This window comes from Nocardia arseniciresistens (assembly GCF_046764875.1).
Classification (GTDB): Bacteria; Actinomycetota; Actinomycetes; order Mycobacteriales; family Mycobacteriaceae; genus Nocardia; species Nocardia arseniciresistens.
This window is the reverse complement of record NZ_JBKORD010000018.1, coordinates 1-25,327: the sequence shown is the minus strand read 5'-3', so window position 1 is coordinate 25,327 and position 25,327 is coordinate 1. Positions and strand designations below refer to the sequence as shown.

The 25,327-nt window shown below is 62.9% G+C and carries 26 protein-coding genes, 2 pseudogenes and 1 other annotated feature; of the genes and pseudogenes, 4 read left to right on the top strand and 24 right to left on the bottom strand.

The features are described 5' to 3' along the window. Positions 1-25 precede the first annotated feature (25 nt). The 15 genes and pseudogenes from ACLMAJ_RS29480 to ACLMAJ_RS29410 all read right to left on the bottom strand — a co-directional run bounded on the left by ACLMAJ_RS29480 (position 26) and on the right by ACLMAJ_RS29410 (position 10,071). On the bottom strand, positions 26-280 hold the full coding sequence (locus ACLMAJ_RS29480; RefSeq protein ID WP_412017294.1) for a ketopantoate reductase family protein: 255 nt from the start codon (positions 278-280) through the stop codon (positions 26-28). 87 nt (positions 281-367) lie between these two features. Beyond that, positions 368-745 (bottom strand): ketopantoate reductase family protein, encoded by a 378-nt coding sequence (locus ACLMAJ_RS29475; protein WP_412017117.1) that lies wholly within the window; start codon positions 743-745, stop codon positions 368-370. A gap of 81 nt (positions 746-826) precedes the next feature. Beyond that, positions 827-1,261 carry a YbaB/EbfC family nucleoid-associated protein gene (locus tag ACLMAJ_RS29470; RefSeq protein ID WP_412017116.1) on the bottom strand — a complete coding sequence of 145 codons (435 nt, stop codon included), beginning with the start codon at positions 1,259-1,261 and terminating at the stop codon, positions 827-829. Next, positions 1,258-1,671 carry an ankyrin repeat domain-containing protein gene (locus ACLMAJ_RS29465; protein WP_412017115.1) on the bottom strand — a complete coding sequence of 138 codons (414 nt, stop codon included), beginning with the start codon at positions 1,669-1,671 and terminating at the stop codon, positions 1,258-1,260. Before ACLMAJ_RS29465 ends, ACLMAJ_RS29470 begins: the two co-directional genes overlap by 4 nt. Beyond that, positions 1,668-2,246, bottom strand: coding sequence for a nucleoside/nucleotide kinase family protein (locus ACLMAJ_RS38045; protein WP_423246481.1), 579 nt, complete (start codon positions 2,244-2,246; stop codon positions 1,668-1,670). The genes ACLMAJ_RS29465 and ACLMAJ_RS38045 overlap by 4 nt, the downstream gene beginning before the upstream one ends. 212 nt (positions 2,247-2,458) lie before the next feature. Beyond that, entirely contained in the window at positions 2,459-3,397 is a 939-nt protein-coding gene (locus tag ACLMAJ_RS29455) for a phosphotransferase (protein ID WP_412017114.1), read from the bottom strand. A 337-nt stretch (positions 3,398-3,734) separates the two neighbouring features. Beyond that, positions 3,735-4,109, bottom strand: coding sequence for a YbaB/EbfC family nucleoid-associated protein (locus ACLMAJ_RS29450; RefSeq protein ID WP_412017113.1), 375 nt, complete (start codon positions 4,107-4,109; stop codon positions 3,735-3,737). Between the two features lie 3 nt (positions 4,110-4,112). Next, positions 4,113-4,661, bottom strand: a complete 549-nt coding sequence (locus ACLMAJ_RS29445) for an SMI1/KNR4 family protein (RefSeq protein WP_412017112.1) — start codon at positions 4,659-4,661, stop codon at positions 4,113-4,115. Beyond that, positions 4,633-4,884, bottom strand: a complete 252-nt coding sequence (locus tag ACLMAJ_RS29440) for a deaminase domain-containing protein (RefSeq protein ID WP_412017292.1) — start codon at positions 4,882-4,884, stop codon at positions 4,633-4,635. Before ACLMAJ_RS29440 ends, ACLMAJ_RS29445 begins: the two co-directional genes overlap by 29 nt. Further along, positions 4,803-5,846: an IS3 family transposase gene (locus tag ACLMAJ_RS29435; protein WP_412017291.1), complete on the bottom strand. Its 1,044-nt coding sequence runs from the start codon at positions 5,844-5,846 to the stop codon at positions 4,803-4,805. The genes ACLMAJ_RS29440 and ACLMAJ_RS29435 overlap by 82 nt, the downstream gene beginning before the upstream one ends. Next, positions 5,795-6,016: pseudogene (locus tag ACLMAJ_RS29430) on the bottom strand (helix-turn-helix domain-containing protein); the annotation flags it as partial. The gene ACLMAJ_RS29435 and the pseudogene ACLMAJ_RS29430, both read right to left, overlap by 52 nt. A gap of 248 nt (positions 6,017-6,264) precedes the next feature. Further along, positions 6,265-7,534: pseudogene (locus ACLMAJ_RS29425) on the bottom strand (IS3 family transposase). Next, positions 7,134-7,265: a sequence feature (AL1L pseudoknot), on the bottom strand. (Overlaps the previous pseudogene by 132 nt.) A gap of 250 nt (positions 7,535-7,784) precedes the next feature. Then, entirely contained in the window at positions 7,785-8,210 is a 426-nt protein-coding gene (locus ACLMAJ_RS29420) for a hypothetical protein (protein ID WP_412017111.1), read from the bottom strand. Then, positions 8,197-8,484 carry an effector-associated constant component EACC1 gene (locus tag ACLMAJ_RS29415; protein WP_412017110.1) on the bottom strand — a complete coding sequence of 96 codons (288 nt, stop codon included), beginning with the start codon at positions 8,482-8,484 and terminating at the stop codon, positions 8,197-8,199. Before ACLMAJ_RS29415 ends, ACLMAJ_RS29420 begins: the two co-directional genes overlap by 14 nt. Before the next feature lie 207 nt (positions 8,485-8,691). Continuing rightward, on the bottom strand, positions 8,692-10,071 hold the full coding sequence (locus ACLMAJ_RS29410; protein ID WP_412017109.1) for a DUF6301 family protein: 1,380 nt from the start codon (positions 10,069-10,071) through the stop codon (positions 8,692-8,694). A 601-nt stretch (positions 10,072-10,672) separates the two neighbouring features. Here ACLMAJ_RS29410 and ACLMAJ_RS29405 point away from each other — a divergent pair. From ACLMAJ_RS29405 to ACLMAJ_RS29395, 3 genes are read left to right on the top strand one after another with little or no spacing between them, the layout of a single operon-like run. Beyond that, a complete protein-coding gene (locus ACLMAJ_RS29405) occupies positions 10,673-12,067 on the top strand; it encodes an alpha/beta hydrolase (RefSeq protein WP_412017108.1) in 1,395 nt (464 codons plus the stop codon). Continuing rightward, positions 12,064-17,445 carry a tetratricopeptide repeat protein gene (locus tag ACLMAJ_RS29400; protein WP_412017107.1) on the top strand — a complete coding sequence of 1,794 codons (5,382 nt, stop codon included), beginning with the start codon at positions 12,064-12,066 and terminating at the stop codon, positions 17,443-17,445. Before ACLMAJ_RS29405 ends, ACLMAJ_RS29400 begins: the two co-directional genes overlap by 4 nt. A 7-nt stretch (positions 17,446-17,452) precedes the next feature. Next, positions 17,453-18,466, top strand: coding sequence for a hypothetical protein (locus ACLMAJ_RS29395; RefSeq protein WP_412017106.1), 1,014 nt, complete (start codon positions 17,453-17,455; stop codon positions 18,464-18,466). A gap of 133 nt (positions 18,467-18,599) precedes the next feature. Here the strand turns inward: ACLMAJ_RS29395 and ACLMAJ_RS29390 are convergent, their stop codons facing one another. From ACLMAJ_RS29390 to ACLMAJ_RS29350, 9 genes are all read right to left on the bottom strand, one after another. After that, a complete protein-coding gene (locus ACLMAJ_RS29390; RefSeq protein ID WP_412017105.1) occupies positions 18,600-19,397 on the bottom strand; it encodes a phosphotransferase in 798 nt (265 codons plus the stop codon). A 281-nt stretch (positions 19,398-19,678) separates the two neighbouring features. After that, the gene (locus ACLMAJ_RS29385) at positions 19,679-19,933 is read right to left on the bottom strand and encodes a TY-Chap domain-containing protein (RefSeq protein WP_412017290.1); all 255 of its coding nucleotides are present in this window, start codon (positions 19,931-19,933) and stop codon (positions 19,679-19,681) included. A 181-nt stretch (positions 19,934-20,114) separates the two neighbouring features. After that, the gene (locus tag ACLMAJ_RS29380; RefSeq protein WP_412017104.1) at positions 20,115-20,468 is read right to left on the bottom strand and encodes a YbaB/EbfC family nucleoid-associated protein; all 354 of its coding nucleotides are present in this window, start codon (positions 20,466-20,468) and stop codon (positions 20,115-20,117) included. Between the two features lie 57 nt (positions 20,469-20,525). Beyond that, positions 20,526-20,897 carry a DUF6188 family protein gene (locus ACLMAJ_RS29375; protein WP_412017103.1) on the bottom strand — a complete coding sequence of 124 codons (372 nt, stop codon included), beginning with the start codon at positions 20,895-20,897 and terminating at the stop codon, positions 20,526-20,528. Next, the gene (locus tag ACLMAJ_RS29370; protein WP_412017102.1) at positions 20,897-22,147 is read right to left on the bottom strand and encodes a WXG100-like domain-containing protein; all 1,251 of its coding nucleotides are present in this window, start codon (positions 22,145-22,147) and stop codon (positions 20,897-20,899) included. Before ACLMAJ_RS29370 ends, ACLMAJ_RS29375 begins: the two co-directional genes overlap by 1 nt. Continuing rightward, positions 22,147-22,434 carry a WXG100 family type VII secretion target gene (locus ACLMAJ_RS29365; protein ID WP_412017101.1) on the bottom strand — a complete coding sequence of 96 codons (288 nt, stop codon included), beginning with the start codon at positions 22,432-22,434 and terminating at the stop codon, positions 22,147-22,149. Before ACLMAJ_RS29365 ends, ACLMAJ_RS29370 begins: the two co-directional genes overlap by 1 nt. After that, positions 22,434-22,745, bottom strand: a complete 312-nt coding sequence (locus ACLMAJ_RS29360) for a WXG100 family type VII secretion target (RefSeq protein WP_412017100.1) — start codon at positions 22,743-22,745, stop codon at positions 22,434-22,436. The genes ACLMAJ_RS29365 and ACLMAJ_RS29360 overlap by 1 nt, the downstream gene beginning before the upstream one ends. An 806-nt stretch (positions 22,746-23,551) precedes the next feature. Then, complete coding sequence (locus ACLMAJ_RS29355) at positions 23,552-24,046, bottom strand: GNAT family N-acetyltransferase (protein ID WP_412017099.1); 495 nt, start codon at positions 24,044-24,046, stop codon at positions 23,552-23,554. A 159-nt stretch (positions 24,047-24,205) separates the two neighbouring features. Beyond that, a complete protein-coding gene (locus tag ACLMAJ_RS29350; RefSeq protein WP_412017098.1) occupies positions 24,206-24,997 on the bottom strand; it encodes an alpha/beta hydrolase family protein in 792 nt (263 codons plus the stop codon). A 115-nt stretch (positions 24,998-25,112) separates the two neighbouring features. On the opposite strand from ACLMAJ_RS29350, the gene ACLMAJ_RS29345 reads away from it, so the two are divergent. Then, positions 25,113-25,327, top strand: a 215-nt coding sequence (locus ACLMAJ_RS29345; RefSeq protein ID WP_412017097.1) for a hypothetical protein, incomplete at its 3' end; no start/stop codon positions are given.

Below are 25,327 nucleotides of genomic sequence, written 5' to 3'. Positions count from 1 at the left end.
GATCGCGCGATGATGTATCTCCTCCCTATTGAGATAACGGCTGCATGACCCGGCAGGCACAGCGTGGTGACGGCGACCAAGTCGGATCTGTTATATCGCCACGTGCCCGCAGTTCGCGCGGTAGTAGTGCGCTGTAGATAACAGTGTGGGTGGGGATAGGAACGCCGAGCCACTCCCCATAGTGCACGACCGCACCAGTATGGTCATACAGCTCAAATGGCCTGCCAGCGTAGACATCTCGCATCATCGATGCTGTGGCGTCTGGATCTGACCCGTCCAGTCTGGATAGTGCCGCGCTTCATCGGCTTCGGTGATATCGACCGATGCCGCTCGCGCTACCGTCGCCACTCGCGCAGACCTGCATGGATCAACCCTCGAGTCCGCGGCTGGCCGCGCACAACCCGGCAGATGCATCCGACAGTGCGGCAACACCACCGAAGGATGCGATGAACACCAGTTTGCGCCATAGATCTTGGCGAATGTCGGAAGAGACCCTAGTACTGATGCCCGCGTCCGTCAGGATGACAGCAATCATGTCCAACCGGTCCGTTACCGGTGCATCATCGGTCAAGCTGCCTATCCGCAGTGATGGCGGATCACCCATCCAGACGAAAACCGCGGACTTGGTGCGCCTCACGAACACGGTGCACACTCCGCCCACAGTGCGGTGCGCGCCCAGTGTGGCGGCGAGACGATCGCCAGCCTCGATCCCGTTCTGCACCACCGGGTGCGACTCCACACCCATCCACAGTTCGGTATCGACTGGCGGATAGCTACAAGCCAACGGGCAGGCTGTTTGTACCTCGTGGGCTTTGTTGATCAGGTACTACTGGTTCCAGCCTCGTTCGTTCATGCGCTCGAAGTAGGCATCGTCGGCGGCCTGGATTTGCTCTTCGGTCATAATTTCCGGGGCACGCGGCTTGGGCTCGGCCTGTCCGAGTGTTTCGCGGATCGTTCGCATCCCGGCCTCGACGCGTTGGTCTTGCGTGAGTGGACGTATCGCCAGCTCCGCTTTAGCCGCCGCGTCCTGCTCGGCGGTGACGGTCGCTTGCAGGATCATGCCTGACAGCTTGTCCCCCCATTGCAGGGCGCTGCGGTGGAGCTTCAGATCACGCAGATGCCCACCCGAGTCAACGATCGCGGTGACGGTGCCATTGCCTGCTGTGCCGATGCCGCGGATCTTGGCGAGCGCTGCCTGCACCTGCGCGGCTTTGGTTTTCATCTCCTCGATCGCGGCGTCGATGTCGGGGCCGTCACTCACAGCAGGTCCGCGAACTCAGCTTTGATGTGGGGTTTGTTGGTGGTTTCGTTGATGAAATGCAACGGGCTCTTGGGACCGAAGTAGGTTTTGATCGTCTCCCGCCTCGGATCAGCACCGCGTGCACGCAGGACACGGATCGTGGCCACAGGGTCACCGCCTGTGGCGGTGGCCGCCCAGTAGATCGCTGGCATCCCCTTGTCGGTCAACGCATCGACGTCGGCTCCAGCGTCGAGGAGCCGCTCGACTGCGTCGGGGTGCGCGTCCTGCGCGGCGAAGTGCAGCGGGGTCCAGTCCTCGTTGTCACGGACATTGACATCCTCGGTCGCGAGCAGGCGCTCGATCGCGTCGAGATCACCATTCAAGGCGGCGTAGTGCAGTGGGGTTCGGCCCCATTCGTCTCGTTGCGTCATCTACTTCTGTTCCCTTCGGCCGCTTCGGTTTCCGGTTGAATCCTCGACATGGAACTTTTCGGGGAGGCTGTTGACTTCCTTGTCCAGTTGCTCCTGGGTCCAGCCCCGGTCTCGTAAAACGGCACATGGAGAAAGATCGACATATCCCAGAGGTCCACGAGTTCATCGCGATGCAGAAACAACCCCTCGACCAGCACAAGTGCGTCGCGGGGCGCTTGTATCTCGGGAGGGCACGTGGTGGTGTCTGTTGCCGAATCGTAGGAAGCGTTGTGGTACCAACCGTCACCACCTCGGCGGAGAGGCTCAAGAGCGTACGAGCGCAGCGCGGCATAGTTGTACGAGTCGAGCCAGAAGCCCTCCGGGGAGTTCCAGCCCCTCGCGTGACGGACCGCGGACGGATTGAAAAAGTGGTCGGCGTGCAGCACGATTGCGGGCCGAGTGTGCACATGCTTCACGAGTTTCGATGCGAACGTGCTCTTGCCGCTCCCGTCAACGCCATCGATCGCGACGAGTGCGCGATCTGACGGAACCGCCTGCATCACCCGACCAGCGATCCCCTCAAGGGTGTCAGCCATCAAACCAGTATCGGTCACTTTGATGAAGCCTCGTGGCAGACATAAGGCGGCACCACAGTCAGTCGATGACGCCTTTCGTGACCTCAGGGGACATCTACGTCGAGAACTCGGAGCGAACGCCAAAGCCGAAAGCATTGACCACGGATGGATCGTGATTCCCCCGGCATACCCCGCGTGGTCGGCGTAAAGGCCGGGAATCTCCAAGGCTGGCGCTATTGCCAGCCAAGTCGGCGGCTCAACCATTCAGTGGATACGTAGGCCGCATGGGCTTGGTAGCGACGTAGTTTCGGTGACCGGGGCAGTGCTGGCCTGCGGCTGTTGCGTTCCCAATAGCCGGTCAGCGCGCACACAAAGGCGCTGATCGCGGCGGGATCGGTGTCACGAGTTGTGGGATGGGTGGCGAGTATCGGGTCGGGGTCGATCACGCTGGCGGCGATCGAGGGTGCCAGGGAGACCAGATCGACCCAGGTGGCGCCGCGGCATGGCCACGCCCAGTCCACAACCACGACGCTGCCGTCGGATCGAAGCAGCATGTTGTCCGGGCGAAGGTCGGTGTGCAGCAACGTTTCACCCGCCGCCGCCTCGCACCACATCGTTTCCAGTTCGGCTAAACGGTCCAGGTGGCGAAGCGACCATTCGTCGAGATCCGAGGGCGGTCCGTGTTCGGCGAACTGCCGCCAGGCGATCAGCTCTGGTCCGTATTCATCAGCGATCGTCGGTGCATCAGGCAGTGGGCTGGGAGTCAGTAGCTCGGCCAGCCGCTCGACCACGGCGAGCACGGCCGCCAGTTCTATGGGTTGCTCGAGTCGGGGATGACGGCCCTCGACGTCGTCGAATATCGTGATGAGCCATCCTGCGGTATTGATCGAGGCCTGAACTGCGGGTGCGGGCACGGTGCGCGGCAGTCGGGCCGCAGTCTCGGCTTCGGTGCGATACATCGTTACGAGGGCATCGTCGTTGTCGATTGCCTTCGCGAAAACCGTTCGGCCGTCACTTAATTCAAGTCGAGCGGCTACACCGTGGCTGAACCCACCCTTCTGGGTGGTCGCCGATCGAATCGTCGAGCCGAGGCGGCGCTCGACCGCATTCCGCGCTGAACGGGGCAGCTCGCGCCATTCGATCCGATTCGTAAAGTCTTCGTTGTCGGCCACCGCGTTATCGTCGTGCTTGCGGATTGCCGGTCTCAACTGATTATCGCAACACAACCCCTCATACTCCTTCGCCACCGAGACGTCCTCTGCCAAGACCAGCCTGTCAGCGGCGCAGCCGCACATCCATACATCGTGGCCCGGCGGTGCTCTCGGAGGCCTCTGCTGACTCAGGCCTAGCCACCTGCCGCCCTGAACGCGGCAGCAGTGGTAGGTCCGATGGCCGCCGCTGTTCAGGAGTGTGTAACAGAATTCAGGCGTTGAGCGGGTTCGAAGGTAGCCAGGCGGATATCAGACCGCGGGTTGACCTTCGCATGGCCTATAACATCGCTTATCTGCATCATCGAGTGGTTGATCGAGTCGAGTCCGCCTCGTTGCGCATTTGGCGTGATTCCGACAGGGTGGCCGTGATGCGTGGGTCGCTCGTCAAGGGTTTCGCGGCTTCCGCCGCCTGTTTCGCCGCTTCACCCTCGGCTCGTTTTATGGTCTCCACGAGCGCCTGGGCCAGTCCGGCTGTTCCCAACCGGAGTGCCTGCGGGGCGAGTCGGACGTCGAGTATGTGACCTTGCGCGTTCACCACTACGCCCAGTTCGCCGTTGCGTGACGGCACTCGGATTTTTATCCGGCTCAGCGCCTCTTCCACAGCACGTGACCTTTGCGTCAGGTCCGCGACTACCTCACGCTGCTTCGCTTCCCAGTCACTCGGTTCAGCCATCACCTAAAGTTTCCCCTCGGCGCGCATCTGCTGTCTTACGGCTTCGTTCTCCGCCCGTCGCCGCTCGGTATCCTCCCTCAGAAGCTGGGACCGTTCACACACCAACCACAACCAGCCAAAGAACGATTCCCCGAGCTTCTGTATTTCACCTGGATGGCCTTCAACGTACACAAACACCTCAGGACGACCTTTTTCAAAAAAGAAGACCTGATAACCCTGATGGTGACCAAAAAAGAATCTGTCCTCAACGGTCAAATCCTCACCAGGCTCCGCCGCGATACCCTCAGCCGCCTCGTAAGTATCCAACGGCTCAGGAAAAAACATTCCTTTCCCCTGAAAGAAAGTTCCAGCCTTACGGCCCAGCACTTTCAGAAAAGCCAGGCACTCATCGGGCAACGGAAAAGTTGCTACAGCTGCAACGCGAGATATCTCTTCATCGGTGCAACCGGCGATCTCGTCAGCAGTTGCGAAGCCGGTGTCAAGCAAAGCCTGCCGGAAGCGTTCCGCTTCTCGCAGGCTGGTGTCATTTGGGAACGTTGGTGTAGGTGACATTGAGTTTCACTCCTGGGAACCTCTGCCGGAACTGTTCGATAACATTGTCGCACGCGGGACAGGGCTCGTTCTCGGTGTACAGGTCGATTGCCCCCTTGGAATCCGGAGTGGTCCCCAAAAGTTGGACCTTGGAATTAAACCTTATGCGGCGGCGGAGGTTTGGGCGAGGTACTCGTCGGGGCTGAGGTAGCCGAGCCGTTGTTGGATGCGGGTCGTGTTCCACCACTGCAGGTAGTCGGTCAGTCCGGTGTGGAACTCGTCAATGGTCGCGGGCTGCTGGATTCGGAACCATTCCTCTTTGAGATGGCTGAAGAATCCTTCCATGACGGCGTTGTCGAGGCACGTGCATTTTCTGGACATGGATTGAGTGAGGCCGGCCTCGCGGAGCACGTCCTGCCAGAGGGGGTGGCGGTACTGAAATCCTTGATCGGAGTGAACCAGCGGTTTCTCACCTGACTGCAGGCTGTCGATTGCGGTGCGCAGGCCATCGGTGACCATCTTCACGCTCGGTGATGGCCCGGCCGCGGCAGAGATGACTCGGTTGTTATAGAGGTCGAGGACTGGCGAGACATACACCTTGGAGGCACCGATCGCGAACTCGGTCTCCGTGACCCACTTGGTGTGCTTGACCGCTGCGGTGAACTCGCGGTTCAACACGTTGTCGGCCGCCTGGCCAACCTCGCCCCGGAAGGAGTTGTATCTTCGCCGGCGGCGCACAGGGCACTGCAGGCCGAGCGTGCGCATCAGTTTCAGCACAGTCTTCTTCGACACCCGCCACCCGCGACGCAGCAGGATCGCCGGGATGCGCCGGTGCCCGTATGCGCGTCTTGCCTCTTCAAAGGCTTGACGGATGGCTTCTTTCAGCTCAGCATGCCGATCCGCGCGGGCGATTCTGTTCCGGTGGTCGTAGAACGTTGACCGGGGAAGGTGCGCGATCTGCAGCAAGAGCGACAGTGGGTACTGCGCCTTGAGGTCTTCGACGGCTTGAACCTTCAGCGTCGTTCCTGTGACTTCAAGGCCCGCAATTTTCCCAGGTACGCGACCTCTGCGCGCAACCGCTCGTTCTCCTTGCGCAGCGTCTCGATCTCGTTCTGCGGTGGAGGGTTTCCGCGATCGGTCGGGGGCTGGCCGCGCGTCTTGGGTCGCAGCCCGTCTTCGCCCTCGCGTCGATAGATACTCGTCCAGTTGGCGACGGTGCTGGGCGAGGGGAGCCCGTATTCCTCGGCGAGAGCCCGTCCCGACTCGCCCGTTACATGACGGAGCACGATCTCGAGCTTGGTCCCGAAGTCGTACTGCCTGCGTTCCCTCGTCACCAGCGCGTCCCGTCCTCTCAGCTGCCATCGCTGGTACAACATTTGAACGGGGTTCGGGGCGAGGTCAAGGGACAGGGACGCGGACTTCGCGGTGAAGCTCTGTTCAAACAGTTCGACGGCCGAGACGGCGTCGGCCTGACTCAACGTGCTTCCCAAGTACATCGGCCTGCCCTCCTGAAGATGGACGCTTACTTACGGTGTCCAACTTCAGGGGACCACTGAACCGTCCCGGGTTTGATACTCACCGGTTTATCTGTCACTGAACCGTCCCGGGTTTGATACTCACCGGTTTATCTGTCACCGGCCGGTTGCTCGGCGCGGTGTGCATAGTAGTCGGCTTCGTATTCGACCGGTGGTGTGCGGCTGAGTCGGTGCATGAGTCGGCTGGTGTTATACCAGTGGATCCAATCCGCGGTGAGGGTTTCGACGTCGGCGAGCCTGTTGAGGGGGCCGCGCCGGAACGGTGAGCTATCTCGTATCGCTTCGGTCTTATAGAGCCCAATTATCGTCTCTGCCAACGCATTATCGAATGCATCACCGACCGAGCCGATCGATGGAATCATCCCCGACAGCATCAGCGATTCACCGAACCGCACCGACGTGTATTGCGCGACCCTGCGTCCGAATGGTGAATTGTGGCTCCGGACAATGGATTACCTTCGCGTGCTCGCACCGCGGCCGCTTGCCGGATCGCGGATTCGACAAAGCTGGTGTGCTTGGATGTCGAGCATTCCCAGCCGATGATTCTTCCGGCGTAGGCATCGATCACGAACGCGGTATAGACAAACGTCCCTGTCGCCAACCGAACATAGGTGAAATCGGCAACAACCAGGCGGTTCGGTGCCGGTACCCGAAACTGACGGTCGACCAGATCCGGTGCCCGCTGCGCCGCTGGATCGGCCACGGTCGTGCGCACGGTTCTGGCTCGGGTGGCTCCCTTCCAGCTGTTGGCGCGCATCAGCCGCTCCACCGTGGACTTGGCCACCGGAATGCCTTGGCGTCGCAGGTGAGCCCACATCTTCAACGACCCATACAACGACTCCGGCCGACGCCGCCCCTGCTCATCGGGCTCGTAATAGCCGGCCAAGATCTCGGTCACCGCCGCGTCCCACAGCGACCGTTTCGAAGGTGCCCGTTTGTTCCAGGCATGGAAGGTCCTCGGGGCGATCTTGCAGCCGTGCGCGGACAGCGCGCGGCAGATCGGTGCGACCCCGAACCGAGCTCGATGCTCGGCGATGAACCGGCAGATCACCTCTGTTTCGGGTCGCACTCCCGAACGAAGAAAGACGTTGCCGCCTTGAGGATTTCGATTGTCTTTTCCAGCTCGGCGTTCTTGCGCTTCAACTCGCGGATCTCCCGCGAGGCCGCCGTGGAGACACCCTCGGAATCGCCCTCATCGACCGCGGCTTGGCGAGCCCACTTCCGCAACGTCTCCGGGGTCATCCCCATCCGGCCCGCGATCGTGGTGATCGCTGCCCACTCCGAGGCGTAATCGTCCCGGTGCTCGCGAACCAGACGAACCGCCTTCGCCTTCGTCGCCGCGTCGTACTTGCTCGGCATGATGTCTACCTTCCCAATCAAGAAGGTGGGCATCAAACCCGGGACGGTTCACCACTCCACTTGTCCGCCAATACCTTCCCCGCACCGTCGATATGCGCGACTACACCCAAACCGACCTCGATGCCATCGCTGACGAACTCAACCAACGACCTCGACAAACCCTGGGGTTCAAGACACCATCAGAAGCACTCAACCAAGCGTTGCGATGACCGCCTGAACCCGCACTGACTACAGGACGTTTGGCGGGCATTCATTTCAATGCCTTGACATGACCAAGGTGACGATTGGCAGCCTCCCTTTCGATACCCTCCAGTACACCGCGAAGCTCTCTTTTGTGCTTCTCCGTGGCGTGCGAGTTCTTCAGTAACGCTTCGACACCGGCATGGGCGGCATTGATCTTCCGCTGGGCTTCCTTCTCCTCCGAACGCCTTCTTGTCGACTCAACCAACATGTGCAACTGCATGAGCACGCCGCTGTATCCGACGGCGATCATCGGTGCCGCATACATCAAGAGCATCCCGGGCCACGAATGGGTACCTAGCTGTTGAGCGATTACAACAAGGGCGGTCCCGCCAGTGGCGCCGCCGATCTGACTGCCGCCCCGCGGCCCCCTCGTGTCTATATGACCGGTTGATCTGCGCCGACGTACTTGAGCTTGAACGTCAGTCGCGGTCATACCGGGTCTCCTGAGGCGGTTCTTTGCTTTCGGTTGCAGCAGACTCGACCTCGGCCTCGGCGGTTAAGTCCGCAGTGATGTTCAGCTTGGATAGTGCTTGAGCGATGGCTGATGCATCGGCAGAACTGTTCCCACGCAGCTCGATAGACGTCCCATCGACAACAAGACTGATGCGAACTGTCGCTCGGCGTGCTCTTAGCCAAGCACTGAGGTTGGCGATCAACGGCACGAGTGCAAGCACCGCCGAGATAGCCAGCACCGCAGATTGGTTCACCGGGCGAGCATACTGCGATCGCCATAGGCGCAGACTCAAACGGGACTGCTGCACGATCAGGTGACAGATTGACCTGCCCTATCCATGCAGTAGGCAACGCCACTCGAATCGGCACCGGGGCGTGTGGGTGGATGTGTCATATCGACCTCCCGTGGGCGCACACCGGCGACCATCCGTGCTCTCAGGGAATGTCAACAGCCTGTCGGGCTACCTGTCGACGCTGTCGGCGAGACCGAGCCGGAAGTCCATCAAGCACTGCGGTTTCGCGGTCGCGAACGCGTAATACCGCAATCCGTCCGGAGCCTCAGCCGCCACCCGCACCGCTGCCTGGGTGATCGCGATGATCTCCTCGGCCGCGGCGACACCCGGCGGAAAGTCACGAAACACCGTCTCACCCCCCTCTTTGGTCTCCACCCGGCTGCGCGTCGCCTCGAACCATCCCTGAGCGACGAAACCCTGCTCGTCCGCCGGAACGATCACCCACACGATCGCAGTCGCGTACGGGTGCAGCACCGGCAAATCGGTAGCAAGTGAACTGAACAGCCGCTGCACATTTCGATCGAAGGACGTCCAGTCGGTAGCCTTCGGATCCGACGCCAACCACATCCCGTCGATATCGGCGCGACTCGTCGTGTCATCCGGGCGGATCCGCCAGCACTCCAACGGCTCCCAATCCTCGTCCCACTTGGCGTTGGAGTAGTCCGCGTTCTCCTTCGCCTCGGTTGGAAGCAGATCCATTTCGAGCAGACCGGTCCCCAACCGCGCACTCCGCGACAGCATCAGTGTCGTCGCGCTACGCCGCCAGGTGGCGAAGGCATTGGGACCACCGACGAACGACGGAGTACCGAGTATCTGCACGCACTCCGCCAACGCAGCCGTGTAGGCCAGGTCAAGGACCTGCGCGGGCAGGCGCGCCATCAGCCACATGCTCTGGAATTCGCCGTAGCCGTATCGGCGCTGAAATTCTGACGAGCGCAATGCGCCCAGGGAGGCCGCACCGGAGTTGGCTCGGACAGTCCCCGACTCGTCCTCCTCGAGCGTCCACCCGACCACGCCGAAAGTACGGCCCATATCGGTGCGCGACCAGGTGTCCGGGTCTGCTTGCGCCAACACCGCTACTGCTGCGACAACCGTGGTCCATTCTTTCGACGTAATGAACTCGGCCACCGCCCGCTGTTCAATGTCGGCCAATCGCCGCTGTTCGGCCGGGTTGATCAGCCACAGGTCGATCGAGCGCTCACCGACCGTCACTCCGACCACGATCTTCGGAAACGTCCAGCTCGCACCAGTTTCCGCCGCCACTCGGACACCACTGGGCTCGTCCCACAGCCGCCACAGTTCGGTACTCACCTCGTGCAGGGCGGCCGCCAACGCCGGTCGACAATCTCCCTCGTCGAGCTCGCGCGCATCCGCGACCACGATGACAATGTGGTCCACCCGATCATCGGTGCCAGAAATCCGCGCATTCGGCCAGACTTGTGCGAGCAACCCCTCGACTCCCAACCGTGTCCACCCCTCTTCGAATTCCCTTGCCGCCTTGGCCATCTCGGACACACCCTGACGATCTACCCATATCGCTGCTCCCATGACGCGAGGATAACGGGCTGCACGGACAGGGCCGTTTCTTCTCCGCGCGCCGTATTCACCTCCGCCAAGGTCGTGAAAATCGCGGGTCTCGAGTGGGCGTGAATGCCCTGGCGGCGTAGGAAACCATCGATCAGATCTCACGCCAGCGATCGATCCCTCCGCCCCTTGCCAGCTACCTGCTTCCGACAATCGGACTCACAGACCGCGCTGCACTGTTATCAACCAAGCCCATCCTTCACTGCGTGAATGAAACGAACACTTAGACGGATCGTCTGTTGGCAAGACATTCAAGACCGAGAGCTATGGTTTGCGCCACCGATTCGACGTCCTCAATTGCCGCTGGGCGCGCGGTTGGTGAACGTCCGCTTCTGCCGAATATCGGATACGACGGCCTCGAAGGTTGATGTGTGGAGCCTCAGAACCCTGGCTGGTTGGGTTGTGGTGGTGTGAGCTGTTTGAACGACTGTGGGGAGTGTTTGTCGTCTCTACGCTGGTTCGGGACCGGCTTCCCCAATGAAGCGTAGGATTTTCGCGTCCTTCACATCGAAGTCGGTACAGCACCACGTGGGGTAGGCCCGTCATGGGTCTTGGAAGGAGGGGTGTGGGCAAGGCTCGTCAGTTGGTGGTGTATCTGCCAGGTATCGCCGGTTCGCGGTTGAACGATCCGGATGGTGATCGTGGGCGCTGGAGTACTTTGTCCGCGCCAGGTGCTTTCCTCGATCCGTCGGGGCTGGATCTGGATCGGGAGCTCGTTCCAGTTGGTTTGATGCCCGATCTTGCGGTGGTGCAAGCGCTCCCGCGAGTACCGCGTTATCGGCGACTGTTTCGGCGACTGGAAAGCACACTCGGAGCGACGATAGCCACGGCGCGTCCTGGAGCACCGGTTGATCCGAATGCCGATGTTGTCGTGGTGCCGTACGACTTCCGCCGGAGTGTCGCGTATGCGGCGGAGTACCTGGATCAGGTGGTCCACGACTGGCGGGGCGACCGCGAAGTGATTGTCGTGGCTCATTCGATGGGTGGCGTGGTTGCTCGGTACTGGATTAGCGTCCTGGGCGGCTGGCAGGTGTGTAATCGCCTGCTGACGTTGGGCACTCCGCATCGGGGCGCGCCGAAGGCACTGGCTTGGCTGGCCGGGATTTCGGGTGCGCCTGAGCGGGTCGTGGCAGTGCTACGCAAGTGGCCGTCGATGTATGAGCTGCTGCCGCGCTACGAAATGATTAAAGACGGCGACGAGTTGCTGCGCCCGTATCAGTTGCAGCTTCCCGGCCTGGACAGTGCGAAGGCGCGCGAGGCGTATCTGCTGCACGAGAAGATGGACAGCGACTGGTCCACGATTTCGGAGAACCTCCGGCCGAAGATCGTCTGCTTGTACTCCTATGGCCATGCCACGCTGGGGCGAGCCGAAATCACCGACGGCAAGCTGAGCATCACCAAGGATGACCCGGAGTGGCACGCCGAGAACAATCCGCGACCAGACGGGGACGCTACCGTGCCGGGTCTGTCGGCGGTGCCCTGGCAGTTCGACACCGACGAGTACGTCGATGACCACGATCTGGACCCGAAGGGTTGCCGGCACATGGCCATCGCGACCACGGACGCGATCGTGGACAGGCTGCGCAAATATTGGAATGTTCCCGCAGACCCTGTTCGGGGTCCTGGAAGAACGCCGGTGGCGTGGCTGGGACTGGACCTGGATGAGCAGTACGTCAGCGGGCAGCCGATCAGGATCGGCGCCCGGTTGCGTGGCATCGAGCCCGACGCGGCCACCAGTTTTCGTGTCCAGGTGCGAGCGCTGACGGAGAGCGGGGATCTCGGAATGCCGGTGGCCGACCCGTATTTGGCTTCGACCGACAGTCGATGGTGGGCGGCGACGGTGGATCCGCTGCCGCCCGGCAACTATCGCGTCGAGGTCTCAGCCGCCCGAGTTCCCGGCCACGACAACCTGACCTGCACCGACCTTATCGCGGTACTGCCAGGAGAGACGGGCCGATGAGCAGCGAAATACCCGTATGGCCGGTGTGGGACCGCCACCGCGAGCCAGGGCAGTTGTGGCGCTATGTGCACCCGGACATCGTCGCCGCCATGGTGGAGCGGCGCGGCGACGGCACAACAGGCGGGCTACCAGGGCCCGGAAGCGGCTCACGGCTAGAACGAGCCCGCGAGGCGTATCGAGCGTTGTCGTTCGCCGGGATCCGTTACGCCGATGAGAGATTCGCTGCGCATGGCCAGCATGTCCGGGACCCGGGTGAGGTACTGGGTTCTCCCCGCATCGGTAACTGTCTGGACCTGTCGCTGATCTACGCAGGCGCCTGCCTACACGCGGGACTGCATCCGATAATTGTCGTGGTGGACCGTGAGCACGCGCCCGCGCACGCCTTCGTGGTGGTGTGGATGGACGGCGAGTGGCGCGGCGGCACGCACCCCGACTTTCCGTTAGGTGATGAGCCGCACACCATGTCGGGCATCCCCGGCGCGCTGGTCGGCGCTGTGCGTGACGAGGCCGACGGGCACGGGGCATTCCTGGCGATAGATGTCGCGCTGGCCGCGCGAAGTACGCAGCGCACGCCTGTCTCGTTCGAGGAGGCGGTCGTCTCCGGGGCGGGGCTGCTGGTAGGTGACAGGTGGTCGGTCGGTGTCGATGTGGGCCGGGTGTACGACGGCGGCGACTGCTATCAGGTGTGGCCGGGTGCGAACCCGTTGACTTCCCCGTACGCCAACCCTGCGCAAGACCCCGACCCCGACCAGGACGATCGGCCATTGCGGGCGTTGTGGGCACGGTTCCCGACGGTGCGGTTCACGCCGCGCCCGGAATTGCTGTTGCTGCGTGACCATTTCGAGTACGGCGGCGTTGATTCCGACGCGATTCGCCTCGCCGTCGTGCACAGCGAGGGCGGGGCAGGCAAAACCCGTTTGGCGGCCGAGCTGGCCCAGCGGCTAGCTGAGCAGAACGGGTGGATCACCGGATTCCTGCCTCGTAACTCGACCGAGCAGGACATCGACTGGCTCGCCCGCACCGTCACCCCGCTGTTGGTGGTCGTGGACTACGCCGAAGCCGCCCGCCAACAAGATCTAGAGCGGCTGTTGCTGGCGCTGCGCCGCGATCGCCGCGGGCTCCGTGCATGCGTGCTGCTCACCTCGCGCTCCCTGCCCACCGAACCGGGCAGCTGGTGGGCCACACTGACAAGTCTGCTGGCAGAGCCGCCACGGGAAGGGCAACGGCACATCGCTCGGCCCCTGCCGATCGCTCTGCAACCACGCCACCCCGACCCGGACCGGCTCTTCTACCGCGCATACGACTCGTTCGGTGGGACCGGCGAGCCTTGGCAGCCGACCGCACAGTTGAGCACCTTGGATATCGTCATGTTCGCCTGGCTTGCCGCGCATGACCCGGAAGGCGCAGCGCCGCAGAACACGACAGCCCTCTACGACAAGATCCTGCGCCACGAGATCCGCTATTGGAATCGCGTGTACGCGAGACGCTTCGCGACAACGCAGGCCGACGGGGAGGAGATCGAGGCACCGCCGCTGCCCGATGCGACATTGCGGCAGGCATTGGCGTGCGTCACCGCCACCGGCACAACCACTCGACGGCTCGAGGTGATCCTGCGGGCATGCCCAACTCTCACTCCGGTACAGCGAGCCGAACTCGCCGAGCTGATACCCGCGATGCTGCCCGACGACGGCGACGGACAGCTACGGCTACAACCGGACCCGGTCGGCGACCATCTCGCCGCGACAACCTTTGTCGCAGACCTGGACCCGCAGCCCGGTTTGACCGCTGAGGAGAGCCGCCCATTGTTGCTGCGCTGCCTCGATCGGTGCACGGACGTGATCATCGACGACGAAGACACGATGAGCCGCGATGAGCGGCTGAATGTGTATCTGACGATTACTCGTTCGGCGCAAACCGATCCGCTGGCAGCCGCTCGACTTGCCGAAACCGCGTTGCGTAGCAACGGGATACCGGAGCAGCGGATCCACTGGGAGCCGGCGTACGCGATCGCGTTGGCGATCGGCGGTCCGTTCGCGGGCGCATTGGAAGACCTCGCGAGAGTCGGGAACACTCCGCTGCCGCTCACCCAGCTCGCTACCGCTATCCCCTTCGGCCATTCGGCGCTGGCACGGCTGGCGGCCGTGGCGGCCAGACACGCCATCGACACCGCGCCCGACAACAGCAACAGCAACAGCAAGCTTGCAGCCCAAGCCGACAGGTTGAGCACGCTCAGCGGGCGGCTGTCGGATCTCGGTGGCCAAGACAACCTGGGACAAGCGCTGAACAGCAACGAGGAAGCGGTCACCCTCTACCGCCGATTGGCCGAGGACAACCCCGCGTACCTACCAGACCTGGCGGGCGTGTTGGGCAACCTCGGTATCCGGTTATCGGAGGTCGGGCGCCTCGACGAGGCACTAAGCCCCGTCGAGGAAGCAGTCACCCTCTACCGCCGATTGGCCGAGGACAACCCCGCCTACCTACCAGACCTGGCCATGTCGTTGGGCAACCTCGGATTCCGGTTATCGGAGGTCGGGCGCCTCGACGAGGCACTAAGCCCCGTCGAGGAAGCAGTCACCCTCCACCACCAGCTGGCCGAGGCCAACCCCGCCTACCTACCAGACCTGGCGGGTGCCTTGAACAACCTCGGTATCCGGTTATCGGAGGTCGGACGCCGCGACGAGGCACTAAGCCCCGCCGAGGAAGCAGTCACCCTCTACCGCCGACTGGCCGAGGCCGGCCCTGCCGCCTACCTACCAGACCTGGCCATGTCGTTGAGCAACCTCGGTATCCGGTTATCGGAGGTCGGGCGCCGCGACGAGGCACTAAGCCCCGCCGAGGAAGCAGTCACCCTCTACCGCCGACTGGCAGCGGCCAGCCCTGCCGCCTACCTACCGAAGGTGGCCACGTCGTTGAGCAACCTCGGAGCCATGTTGTCGGAGGTCGGACGCCGCGACGAGGCACTGACCTCTACAGAGGAAGCGGTCACCCTCCACCGTCAGCTGGCCGCCAACCCCGCCTGCCTACCGGACCTGGCTCTTGCGTTGAACAACCTCGGCACCCGGTTATCAGAGGTCGGGCGCCACGACGAGGCACTGGCCCCCACAGAGGAAGCAGTCACCCTCCACCACCAACTGGCCGAGGCCAACCCCGCCTACCTACCAGACCTGGCTCTTGCGTTGAACAACCTCGGCGCCCGGTTATCAGAGGTCGGGCGCCACGACGAGGCACTGGCCCCCACAGAGGAAGCAGTCACCCTCTACCACCAACTGGCCAAAGCCAACCCCGCCCACCTACCGAACGTGGCTGGCACGTTGAATAACCTCGGTATCCGGTTGTCGGAGGTCGGGCGTCGCGACGAGGCACTTAGCCCCGTCGAGGAAACAGCCACTCTCTACCGCCAACTGGCCGAGGCCAACCCCGCCTACCTACCAGGCCTGGCCATGTCGTTAAACAACCTCGGCGCCGCGTTGTCGAAGGTCGGGCGCCGCGACGAGGCACTAAGCCCCGTCGAGGAAGCAGTCACCCTCTACCGCCAACTGGCCGAGGCCAACCCCGCCTACCTACCAGACCTGGCCATGTCGTTAAACAACCTCGGCGCCGCGTTGTCGAAGGTCGGGCGCCTCGACGAGGCACTAAGCCCCGCCGAGGAAGCAGTCACCCTCCACCACCAGCTGGCCGAGGCCAACCCCGCCTACCTACCAGACCTGGCGGGCGTGTTGGGCAACCTCGGTATCCGGTTATCGGAGGTCGGGCGCCGCGACGAGGCACTAAGCCCCGTCGAGGAAGCAGTCACCCTCTACCGCCGACTGGCCGAGGCCAGCCCTGCCGCCTACCTACCAGACCTGGCCATGTCGTTGGACAACCTCGGCACCCGGTTATCGGAGGTCGGGCGCCTCGACGAGGCACTAAGCCCCGCCGAGGAAGCAGTCACCCTCTACCGCCGACTGGCCGAGGCCAGCCCTGCCGCCTACCTACCAGACCTGGCCATGTCGTTGGGCAACCTCGGCACCCGGTTATCAGACGTCGGGCGCCTCGACGAGGCACTGAGCCCCGTCGAGGAAGCAGTCACCCTCTACCGCCGACTGGCAGCGGACAACGCCGCCTACCTACCGGGCTTGGCGGGCGTGTTGAGCAACCTCGGCACCATGTTGTCGGAGGTCGGGCGCCGCGACGAGGCACTGAGCCCCGTCGAGGAAGCAGTCACCCTCTACCGCCGACTGGCAGCGGCCAGCCCTGCCGCCTACCTACCAAACCTGGCCAAGTCGTTGAACAACCTCGGCACCCGGCTATCGGAGGTCGGACGCCACAGCGACGCGTTAGCAGCATTTGGCGTGGCGGCTGCGGAACTGCGCCAGGCAAGCGGTGCGCGGGTACTGGCCGCTCGTGCTCGGTTCCGACACGCTCACGAGGACCGGGCCGGCGCCATAGCGGATTTATTCGACGCGATCAAAATTGCGCTGGCTGAGAAGGACCCGCACTGCGCCGGCCCGGCACGACGCGAGATACGCGATACCGTTCGAGCGATCGTCCGTGACGGCGAGGCTCCTGACGACATCCCACCCTGGGCGCTGATGGATCTCGATGAGGGGATCATCGACATCCTCAACACGTGGACCCGGGCTGCGCGATGGCGCGAGCGTGAAGCGCTGATCCGCGACAACCACGCAGCCCTGGCCTCCACTACGCCGACACTGCACGCGATCAGCATCCTCTACCCCGAAAACTCCAGCGCCACCCAAATCAGTGAGCTCACCTCCGATATCGCCGAACACGGCCTCGACCCCGTACTCACCGAACACCGACACAACCAAGAACATTTCGAACTACTGAACGACTGGACCCGGACGGAGTCCTGGCGCGAGTCCCAAAACTTCTTGTCCGACCAGGCTATCCACGACACCGTACTGAACAACTCCCGGACCGATAAAATCCTGGCACACCTGGGTGGTCTCGACCGCCCCGGCAGTGGCGGCGACCCGGTCGCTGCCCAGCATCTCGGCATCGTGCAGCTTGCGCGCCGGTGGAAGCTATCCGACGTCTTCGACCTAGTCACCGACCCGATCGCCGCCCGCGACGCTGCGCTCGACGCCGTCCAAGACGGCAAACCCGAACTCCTGCAACCGATTCTGCTCGCCGCTCCCCGACTTGCCCAAATGCACTGCTACGGCCCTTTCCTGACCGCGGTCGCCCAGCTGGCACACGGCGACACCGGTAGCGCCGCGGCATCCCTCGCCGAGGCCACTGCCCAGAGCACTGAACAAGACCGAGCAACCATGCGGGCCACCCTGCGGCGGCTCATCGAACGCCGCCAGGAGTTCCGAGACGTGGTCGGCCAAACCATCTCGGCTGTGCCCAACTCCACCGCTGCCGGTGGATGAGCAATACATGCAGCCCATCGAGCGCTCGCCCGATCTGCCGGAGTACCAAAGGCTCCTTCGGCGCGCCTACGAGGACCTGATCCAGGCCAAGTCATGGTTCGCCGCAGAGAACCACTGGAGCCGCTTGTGCGAGAGTGCCCGCACCGCGCGCTACCACGGCGTGCGCTGGCATGACATCGAACGATGGCTTGGCAGCGCGATCGCAACCGAGCTACAGCGAAATCTAGCCGAGCCAAAACATCAGCCCGGCGAGCCCGCGCGTGAGCCGAAGATCGTCGCGCCAAAAGAGCCTGCTCTCCAAGAAACCGACCGCCCGCTCTTTGCAACGCAGAACATCTCCTTCCTTCAATCCAGCAACCAATCGTTCTCACAGCACACCACTCAAAGCAGTTCTGCCGCCACAACCTATCGAGGAGCGCTACGAGGCGGGATCCTGATCCTCGCTGGCAACCCCCATCCAGGCAAGAACCGGTTCGACGAGGAGATCGGCAGGATCCAACGCGTGACCACCGGGTACATCGCGACATATCCGGCGCTGGATGTGACCCTTGATGACATTCCGATCGAAATCGAACGGCACAAGCCCGAAGTGCTACACATCTGCGCACACGTCAACGACCTTGGCTTGTGCCTCCGCAGCAGCGGCGGACACGCACATGTCGACATCGACACTGTCGTCGACGCGATCGCCGACACCGATCATTCGCCACAGACCGTGGTCCTGAATTTCTGCGGCTCATATCAGGCAGCGAGCAGGATATCCGAGGGCTGCAAAGCGATTGGATGGCCAACAGAGCTCGACGAGCACACAGCAGGAGAATGGAGCGCTTCTTTCTACCTGCACCTCCGCCACGCCCGGCCGATCGAGCGCTGCTTGAGCGCGGCAAATCGCGCAGTTGCAGATCTCCACCACGGTGAAACTGCCTCCATCAGTCAAGTGTCTAGTACGCCCCAGGCGGGCGAGGCGGCCCGGCTGAAGGTCCGAAAGAACTACATAGCAAGGCACACTGGCATCGGGTAATGCCGCATGCCGCGCGGTAGAGAACGAGACGCATTACGCGGCTGTCGTATTGCCGGTGGGTTCGCTGCTATTGCCGTGGAGAGCAACCGCCGCGTCACCCCGCGCGGGAAGCACCGGCTCAGCTCACGATTGATCAGCGATGTGTCGTTGCAATGAGGCGTTGCAGGGCAGCCTGGGCGGGTGGACCCCAGGTGGGTTTGCCGCCTGGGCGGTTGTGGAGCCCAGCGTGGCCGATGAAGATTCCGGCGAAGGCGCGTAGTACCGCCCATCCGCGGGCGCGGTGCAGGGTCGCGGCGTCGGGGGTCGGCCGGTAGGCGGTATGGAAGTGGTCGGTGGCGTTGTCGGGCAACAAGATCCAGGCGGCCGCGAGGTCGAAGGCCGGATCGCCTGCGAAGAGGTCACCGAAGTCGATCACGCCACAGATCGTGCCGTGGGCGGTGAGGACGTTCGCTGGATGCAGGTCGCCGTGCAGCCAGAGAGGCGGGCCTGCCCAGCCGGGCGCGGTGGCGGCGTCTTCCCAGACTGCTTGGATGACGTCTGGATCGGGTATGAGTGCTAGTTCGGTGGCTGAGGCGAGTTGCTTGGCGAACGCTTCGGTGTGGTTGGTCAGTGGTCCTCCGCGGTCTCGGCCTGTGGGTGCGTTTTCGGGGGCGGGTTGGTGCAGTGCGGTCAGGAAGGCGGCCAGGGTGGTGGCGGCCTCGGTGGCGTGTGTGGCGGGGGCGTGGTCGGCGGGGGTGCCGGGTACCCAGGTGGTGACGAGCCATGGGCGGGGGAATCGTTGGGAGGGTTCGCCGAGGCGTTGGGGGACGGGGACCGGCAGGGTAGGTGTGGGGCGAGGGTGGGCAGCCAGGTGTGTTCTTTGCGTAGTAGGGCGTCGGCGGATTCTGTTGCCCAGGGCAGTCGGACGGCGAGGTCCTCGCCGAGTCGCCATAGTTGGTTGTCCCAGCCTCGTGCGCCGAGCCGCACGGGGTAATGGGCGAGGTCGGGGTGTTGGTCACACAGCAGGTCCCGCACCAACTCGGCGGTGATCTCGATTCCGGTGTGCGCCATCGGTTTCACGGTATCCCCGATGACAGCCGAGCCGTTTGGGTGACTGGAGGGCCCTCGAACGGCGGGGCAACCCGACAGCGGACAGGGGTCATGCTGCCCAGATCATCGGCCATGGTTCAGGATCTTCAATCACTTCGGTCCGCATGACGGTATGACGACCGATCAGACCTGACGTGCCAGCCCGAGCACGGGCAGGTCAAGGTCGCGCTCGTCCTCGTTCTTGTTCCATGCGGTGTAGGTCAAGGCGCCCGGGTCGGTGATTCGGAAAGCGTCACGGAGTCCAGTCACCACCATCGCCGACAACCGGCGGTATATGGCTGAATTGATCGGCCATGGCAGTTCGATCCACCAGTACGGTCGGTGATCGACATCGGGTGTCTGCCAGCTCGGCCAGTCGCTTGGCGAATTCCGCCCAATCGGTCATATCAGGCCCTGCCACGGACCTATCCTGCTCAATACTCGAGGAAGGCGCCATGGATCGACATTGCGCCACACGACGACTGCGAGGCCCCGCCGAGGATTCACCCGAATTACATCCTCGCCGTCCACATGGTCTCGGGCACATGACAACTCAACGATGCACATGCCGACGACCGGTTCATGTCGAGGGGCCCAGGATGTCGCGGATGAACGTCATCGCGGCGGCGGTAGCGGGTTCCTCGGTGTATGGGCGTGCGATTGCTTCGGCCTGGCGCTGTGCGTCCGAGTGCGCGCGCTGGATGGCTTCCAGTAGAGCTTTCCTGAGCTGGACTTCTCCGAGCCGTAGCGCTTGCGGAGTTATCCGCAGATCGGTGACCTTGCCGTGTGCGTCCACCGTCGCGCTCAGCTCGCCGTTACGGGAACTGGCGCGGACCGTGATCTGTGCGAGTGCTTGCTGCAACTGACGATTCTTGCGCCGCCAGTCCGCGGCGGCCCGACGTTGCTCTTCGTTCCATTGGTCCAAATATTCCACCAGGACTCCTAAGATGTTCGACACCTGGTCGGCCGCTACGCGCCTGCGAGCAGCCGATCAGTCGGCCGTCCAAATTGCCAGTTCACCATTCGGCATGCATACGACCCGGTAACCGTTCGGACCAACGAGTGTCCATGCCTCGTATTCCTCATCTGGCGGGACCACGAGCCGGTTCCCGGAGTCCAAGTCGATGGTCAGGGTTCCCGAAGAGTTCACGACAGCGGAAGTGATCGCGCCGCGAAGGACAGGTTCGAGATCGCTTTGCGAACCGCCCCCGTCCGCGAGCACAACAGCCCATCGGTCGCCTCGATTGGATTCGATCTCCATATCTCCCTCGATCTGAAGTTCGAATCCGTCGGCGGTCGTGACCTCGACCATGTATTCGCTGGCTGCGACCGAGACGCGCTGCCCGGTAATCGGCAATTCCATTACCATCCTTGTGGCTTGGGGAAAGTTCCATCTGGGTTTATTGAGATATGTGTTGTGCTCTTGGGGCCCGGCTTGCCTGCGAGATCGACTGGCTGGCCATGTGAATTGTAAAACCTGACATACCCATTCGGATACTGCGAGTTCGGCTGCATGACCCGAATCGTGTCGGAATTCCCGGACGATCCTGGCTTCTGCCAGACCACTCCCTTCCCATTGTCCGCAGTACGAGGCACCCAGTCATTTGGAACTTCAGGCGGGCGAGAATAACTGCTACTACTTCCACCCCCACCCGCATTCGCACTGGTATTGAACTGGGAAGGATTGGCTTCGAGGAGCGGTTGTAACTCCGTGGCTACCCCGATAGCTGCCGCACCCGCGGCGACCGTCACCCCAGTCGCAACGGCTGCAGTTGTGTCGAATGCGATGAGCACTGTGACGACGGCGGCGCCAGCGGCGCTGCCTGTAGCGGTTGTTGTCGCTACCGCCCCTGTTCCCGCAGTGAAGAAGCCGACCACGACGCCCGCGAGAAGACCGACCCCGATCGCTCCTGCGAGTATGGCGAGTATTTTCTGATGCGCGTCCTCGATCTGCTGCGCCCAGTCTTCACATGCGCCGCCGAGCTTCTCGTATTGTGTTGCGACTTCACCGACGCCCATCCATACCGCGTCCATCTGGTCGATAGCCTGCGGTAGTTCGTCGGACGCATTCTCCTCGAGATTCGTCCACGCCTGGCTCGTTCCGGCGCTGGCGTCACGTAGCCCTCTGGCGGCGGTTCGCCACGCGGTGCCGAGCCTCCTCAGTTTGTCGGGATCTCCATTCGGCCACGTATGGCCTTGGAGCCAGCTGCTGATCATGCTCCAGCCGAATGGAGGATCGGAGTCACCACCGAATGCGCCCTTGAATATCGGTGCGGTCACGCCCGCGAGAACCGCGGGGGCGGGGTCGGACGTTTCGGGAGGGTTTTTGTTGAGTTTCTCTGTGTTTGCGTGGTTGACGGCAGTAAAGGCGAGGAGGTCGTGTAACTTGCCGAACGCGCTGACAATATCTGTTCCGGCGGCGACAGCTTTGAATGCGGCTGGGTCATAGCTGTTTGTCCACGTTCGCCCTGCGCTGTCGCTGCCAGCGCACCCCCAGTCCTTGTCGAGTGCCGCCGCGAGTGTCTTGATGACATTGTCGGCACTGTGGTACGCAGCTTTGTACAGTGTCGCGGCACTGTACAAGATGCGCGAGTCCACGGAGATAGGTGCCATCAGGGCCACATTCGCTTGTTGTGCTCGACATTGGCAAGATATCGATCCCGCGCGGCTCCGGCAGCGGTTTCGAGCTCGGTGAGTGCCGATTTCATGTCCTGCATCTCGCGCTGCCAGGTGTCATGCTTGGTCCGGTGCGCTTCGGCCGCACTGCCTTCCCATTCGATATGCAGCGCGGCAACGTCACGCTCAACGTCGGCGATACGTTGCTCGATCTGCTGCCCGATCGAACGAGCCTTGGCGACGAGCGCCAGAATCTGGTCAGTGTTCGCTACATAGGCCGACATCAAGAATCGCCCAGATCGAACTGCACATAGGTGACGTCGCTCGCATTGTCGCTGTCGGTCTTCGTATACCTCTCCGCGGCCTGACGTACCAACATCGCGTCCTCACGCAGTGCGACAGCGACTGTTCGGGCAGATTCGACCCACTCCGTCCACAGCGCGGCATGAGTATCGGCTGCCTCACCGACCCAGTCAGCGGACATGAGCGCATCGGCTTCCTTGCGCAAAGTCTCGATATCGTCCCAGAACTCGTCGGCTCTGGACGACATGCGGTCGGCCGTGGCGTGCATCTGACCGGGATTGCTGTGCACCATGCGAAGCTACCACCGTCACACTCGCCGGAGCAGCGAGTGTGGATGACATGCCCGGACTGGGCGGCGGGGCTTGCCTACCACCAGGATTCAGAGCCATCGAGATTCGCGGTCAGACTGCAAAGCGCGAGGCGCGCCGCCGGGTAGGCATCGGTGAAATCAGACAGCGCGACCCTCGCAGGTTCTTTCGGATCGCTCGCTTTATAGCGCTTCTCGGACCGACATGCTGCGTGGTGGCGGCTGTTGTCGCTCAGGCATCGGCAACCCTCAGTTCCACGGCTGGTGGCTGAGGCGCGGGGTAGGACCCCGCGAGCAGCTACCAGCTGCGTCACCCCTTTTCAAGCGGCGTCGAGGGCGGCGGTGCGCAGGGCGCTCTTGTCCTGGTCGGTCAGGGCGATGGTGATGGACATGTCGTGTACTCCTCGAAATCGATTGTGGCACCGCCCGTGTCGGTGCCGGTCGTTTGTTCGATGTACACACTGTCGCCGGGCTGACGGACACCAACCTGACAACTCCACTGACACCGCGACCGGCCTTCAACACGCCGGTTACCCCGCTGACGTGGTTGTACAGGTCATCTGTGACAGCACTTACCGGGTAATCTCGGCGGCTCCCTCAATTTGAAGATGTTGGTGCAGGCGAATTTTGACATCATCATGTTTCGGTGACGGTAGGTTGCGGCGCAACGTTCTGTGTGCTTGTTGCAAGGACGGAACCTGTTCGAGATCCGTCGCGGTGACAGCGTGGTCGGCACGGGCGGGTGGCACCGCATGGGACGGCCAGCGAACCAATCAGCGCGCTTACGGGCGTCAAACCAGGTGGGAACTGCCGGTGACCTCGTCGCCCTCGATGTGCACCGGTGCCATCAGACCGGTTTCGATGAGCCGCCGTGCCGCGATATTGCCCGACGTCGTCACTGCGGTGATCCGGCGCGCACCGGTCCCGGCGGCCAGCGCGCGCACCTGGGCGGCGACGATGCCGCCGACACCTCGGTGGCGATACGAGCGGCCAATCCAGATTCCCGCTTCGACATCCGCACCATGCGGTTGCAGCCGGGTGGCGCCGACCGCCAGGCCGTCGACCTTGATGACGAAGGTTCGTTCGGTCGGCGCGCTCGGATGCAGCGCGCGCCCGCGATGGAATTCGACGAACGCCCAGCGGCGGCGCGAAGTCCATCCCGGCGGCCCGTCGACAGCCGCCATCACTTCGAGCGGATCGGCATCGGCGACGGCCGCTTCGAGCAGCAGCCCGAGATTGTCCTCGCTGAGCTCTTCGAGCGTGACTGACGACCGGAATTCGTTCACAGGGTCGAAGCGTCCCCGCGGGCAGGCCGACGGTCAACCGGATTCTTCTCGGTCTCACGTTCCGTGCTCCCGCATCGTCAATTCGGGTAACCGAGCGTGCACTGCTCCCCACAGCGACCGAATCACCAAGCTGGACAGGTGCATACAGGTCCGCGACTCTCACGGCCCCACTACAGACTGGGCGACCAGCCAGTCGACTGTCACCCCGATTGCCTGATCTTCCCGCTCCCGAGAGTCGAACCCATGATCTGAACCAACAACCGTATGCAGCGTGGTGTCCGGTCGCGATCGCGCAGTGTCGGCGGCGATGTCGTAGGAGACGGCTGTATCACGGTCACCATGCACGATCAGCATCGGCGGCCCTGCGGCTGAAAAGGCATCCAACAGCTCGTAGTGCTCGAACTCTGTGAATATGACATGGCCGAGCCGGAACTCGCCGTCGACGAGGAGGAACCCGTTGTCTTCCAATTGTTTCCGCTGATCAATACCGAAGTTCTCTTCTCCCCACTCCAGTTCCGGCGCAACGAACGTGTGGCGTAGGTCCAAGACTGGATTCCACAGCACGAGCCGTTTGAGGTCATCGAGCCAGTGCAGCGACAGGAGGGTGGAAACAGCGCCGAAGCTGGCCGCCACGATCGACAACCGTTGCCCGCCGAATCGCTCACGAACAGCGACCACCGCGGCTTCCAGATCCAGGCACTCACCTGCGATTGTGACTCCCTCCTGAGTGCCTGCGCTCGCCCCATGCCCGCGGAAGCTGAACCGCACAACGTTCAACCCCTGGGCCGCCAAACGCTGGGCCAACCTGACGAACATCCCTCCACCCTCGTCCTTGTCCACCGTGATGCCATGTACCAGCAGCACCACTCCGAGAGCCGGATCGCTCGCGGCCTGGTGAACAACGGCATCCAGCCGGATGCCGTCCACGGAGATCAAATCGAAGCGTTCCACCGATCAGGCTCCCGTTCACTCAGTCCTCTGCGTCGACCACCGATTGTCCATCTGCTCTTGCGATTTGGGTCGCAGGCTGCAGCTCCGCGGCTGCCTGCGATTGGAGGCCGGGAACGTGTCGACCAGCGACGACGACACGCAAGCTCCACCAGCAAAGAAGACACGCCGCCGCATGCGTAACAAGGGGCCCCGCATCAACGGTGTGCACAACGTGAAGCTCGTACGTGGCGGAAACGCTCCAATCACCGCTTCGACTGTGACCGTGATACTCGAATGGGGGTCCCAGTGCGAGGTTGATCCACAAGCGCTACTGCTGACCGAAGCCGGAAA

Coding starts and splice junctions, on each gene's coding strand:
- ACLMAJ_RS29475 (WP_412017117.1), bottom strand. CDS start 745: ATGGGTGTGGAGTCGCACCCGGTGGTGCAGAACGGGATCGAGGCTGGC.
- ACLMAJ_RS29465 (WP_412017115.1), bottom strand. CDS start 1,671: ATGACGCAACGAGACGAATGGGGCCGAACCCCACTGCACTACGCCGCC.
- ACLMAJ_RS38045 (WP_423246481.1), bottom strand. CDS start 2,246: ATGGCTGACACCCTTGAGGGGATCGCTGGTCGGGTGATGCAGGCGGTT.
- ACLMAJ_RS29450 (WP_412017113.1), bottom strand. CDS start 4,109: ATGGCTGAACCGAGTGACTGGGAAGCGAAGCAGCGTGAGGTAGTCGCG.
- ACLMAJ_RS29445 (WP_412017112.1), bottom strand. CDS start 4,661: ATGTCACCTACACCAACGTTCCCAAATGACACCAGCCTGCGAGAAGCG.
- ACLMAJ_RS29420 (WP_412017111.1), bottom strand. CDS start 8,210: ATGACCGCGACTGACGTTCAAGCTCAAGTACGTCGGCGCAGATCAACC.
- ACLMAJ_RS29410 (WP_412017109.1), bottom strand. CDS start 10,071: ATGGGAGCAGCGATATGGGTAGATCGTCAGGGTGTGTCCGAGATGGCC.
- ACLMAJ_RS29400 (WP_412017107.1), top strand. CDS start 12,064: ATGAGCAGCGAAATACCCGTATGGCCGGTGTGGGACCGCCACCGCGAG.
- ACLMAJ_RS29395 (WP_412017106.1), top strand. CDS start 17,453: ATGCAGCCCATCGAGCGCTCGCCCGATCTGCCGGAGTACCAAAGGCTC.
- ACLMAJ_RS29390 (WP_412017105.1), bottom strand. CDS start 19,397: ATGGCGACTCGGCGAGGACCTCGCCGTCCGACTGCCCTGGGCAACAGA.
- ACLMAJ_RS29375 (WP_412017103.1), bottom strand. CDS start 20,897: ATGGAATTGCCGATTACCGGGCAGCGCGTCTCGGTCGCAGCCAGCGAA.
- ACLMAJ_RS29370 (WP_412017102.1), bottom strand. CDS start 22,147: ATGGCACCTATCTCCGTGGACTCGCGCATCTTGTACAGTGCCGCGACA.
- ACLMAJ_RS29365 (WP_412017101.1), bottom strand. CDS start 22,434: ATGTCGGCCTATGTAGCGAACACTGACCAGATTCTGGCGCTCGTCGCC.
- ACLMAJ_RS29360 (WP_412017100.1), bottom strand. CDS start 22,745: ATGGTGCACAGCAATCCCGGTCAGATGCACGCCACGGCCGACCGCATG.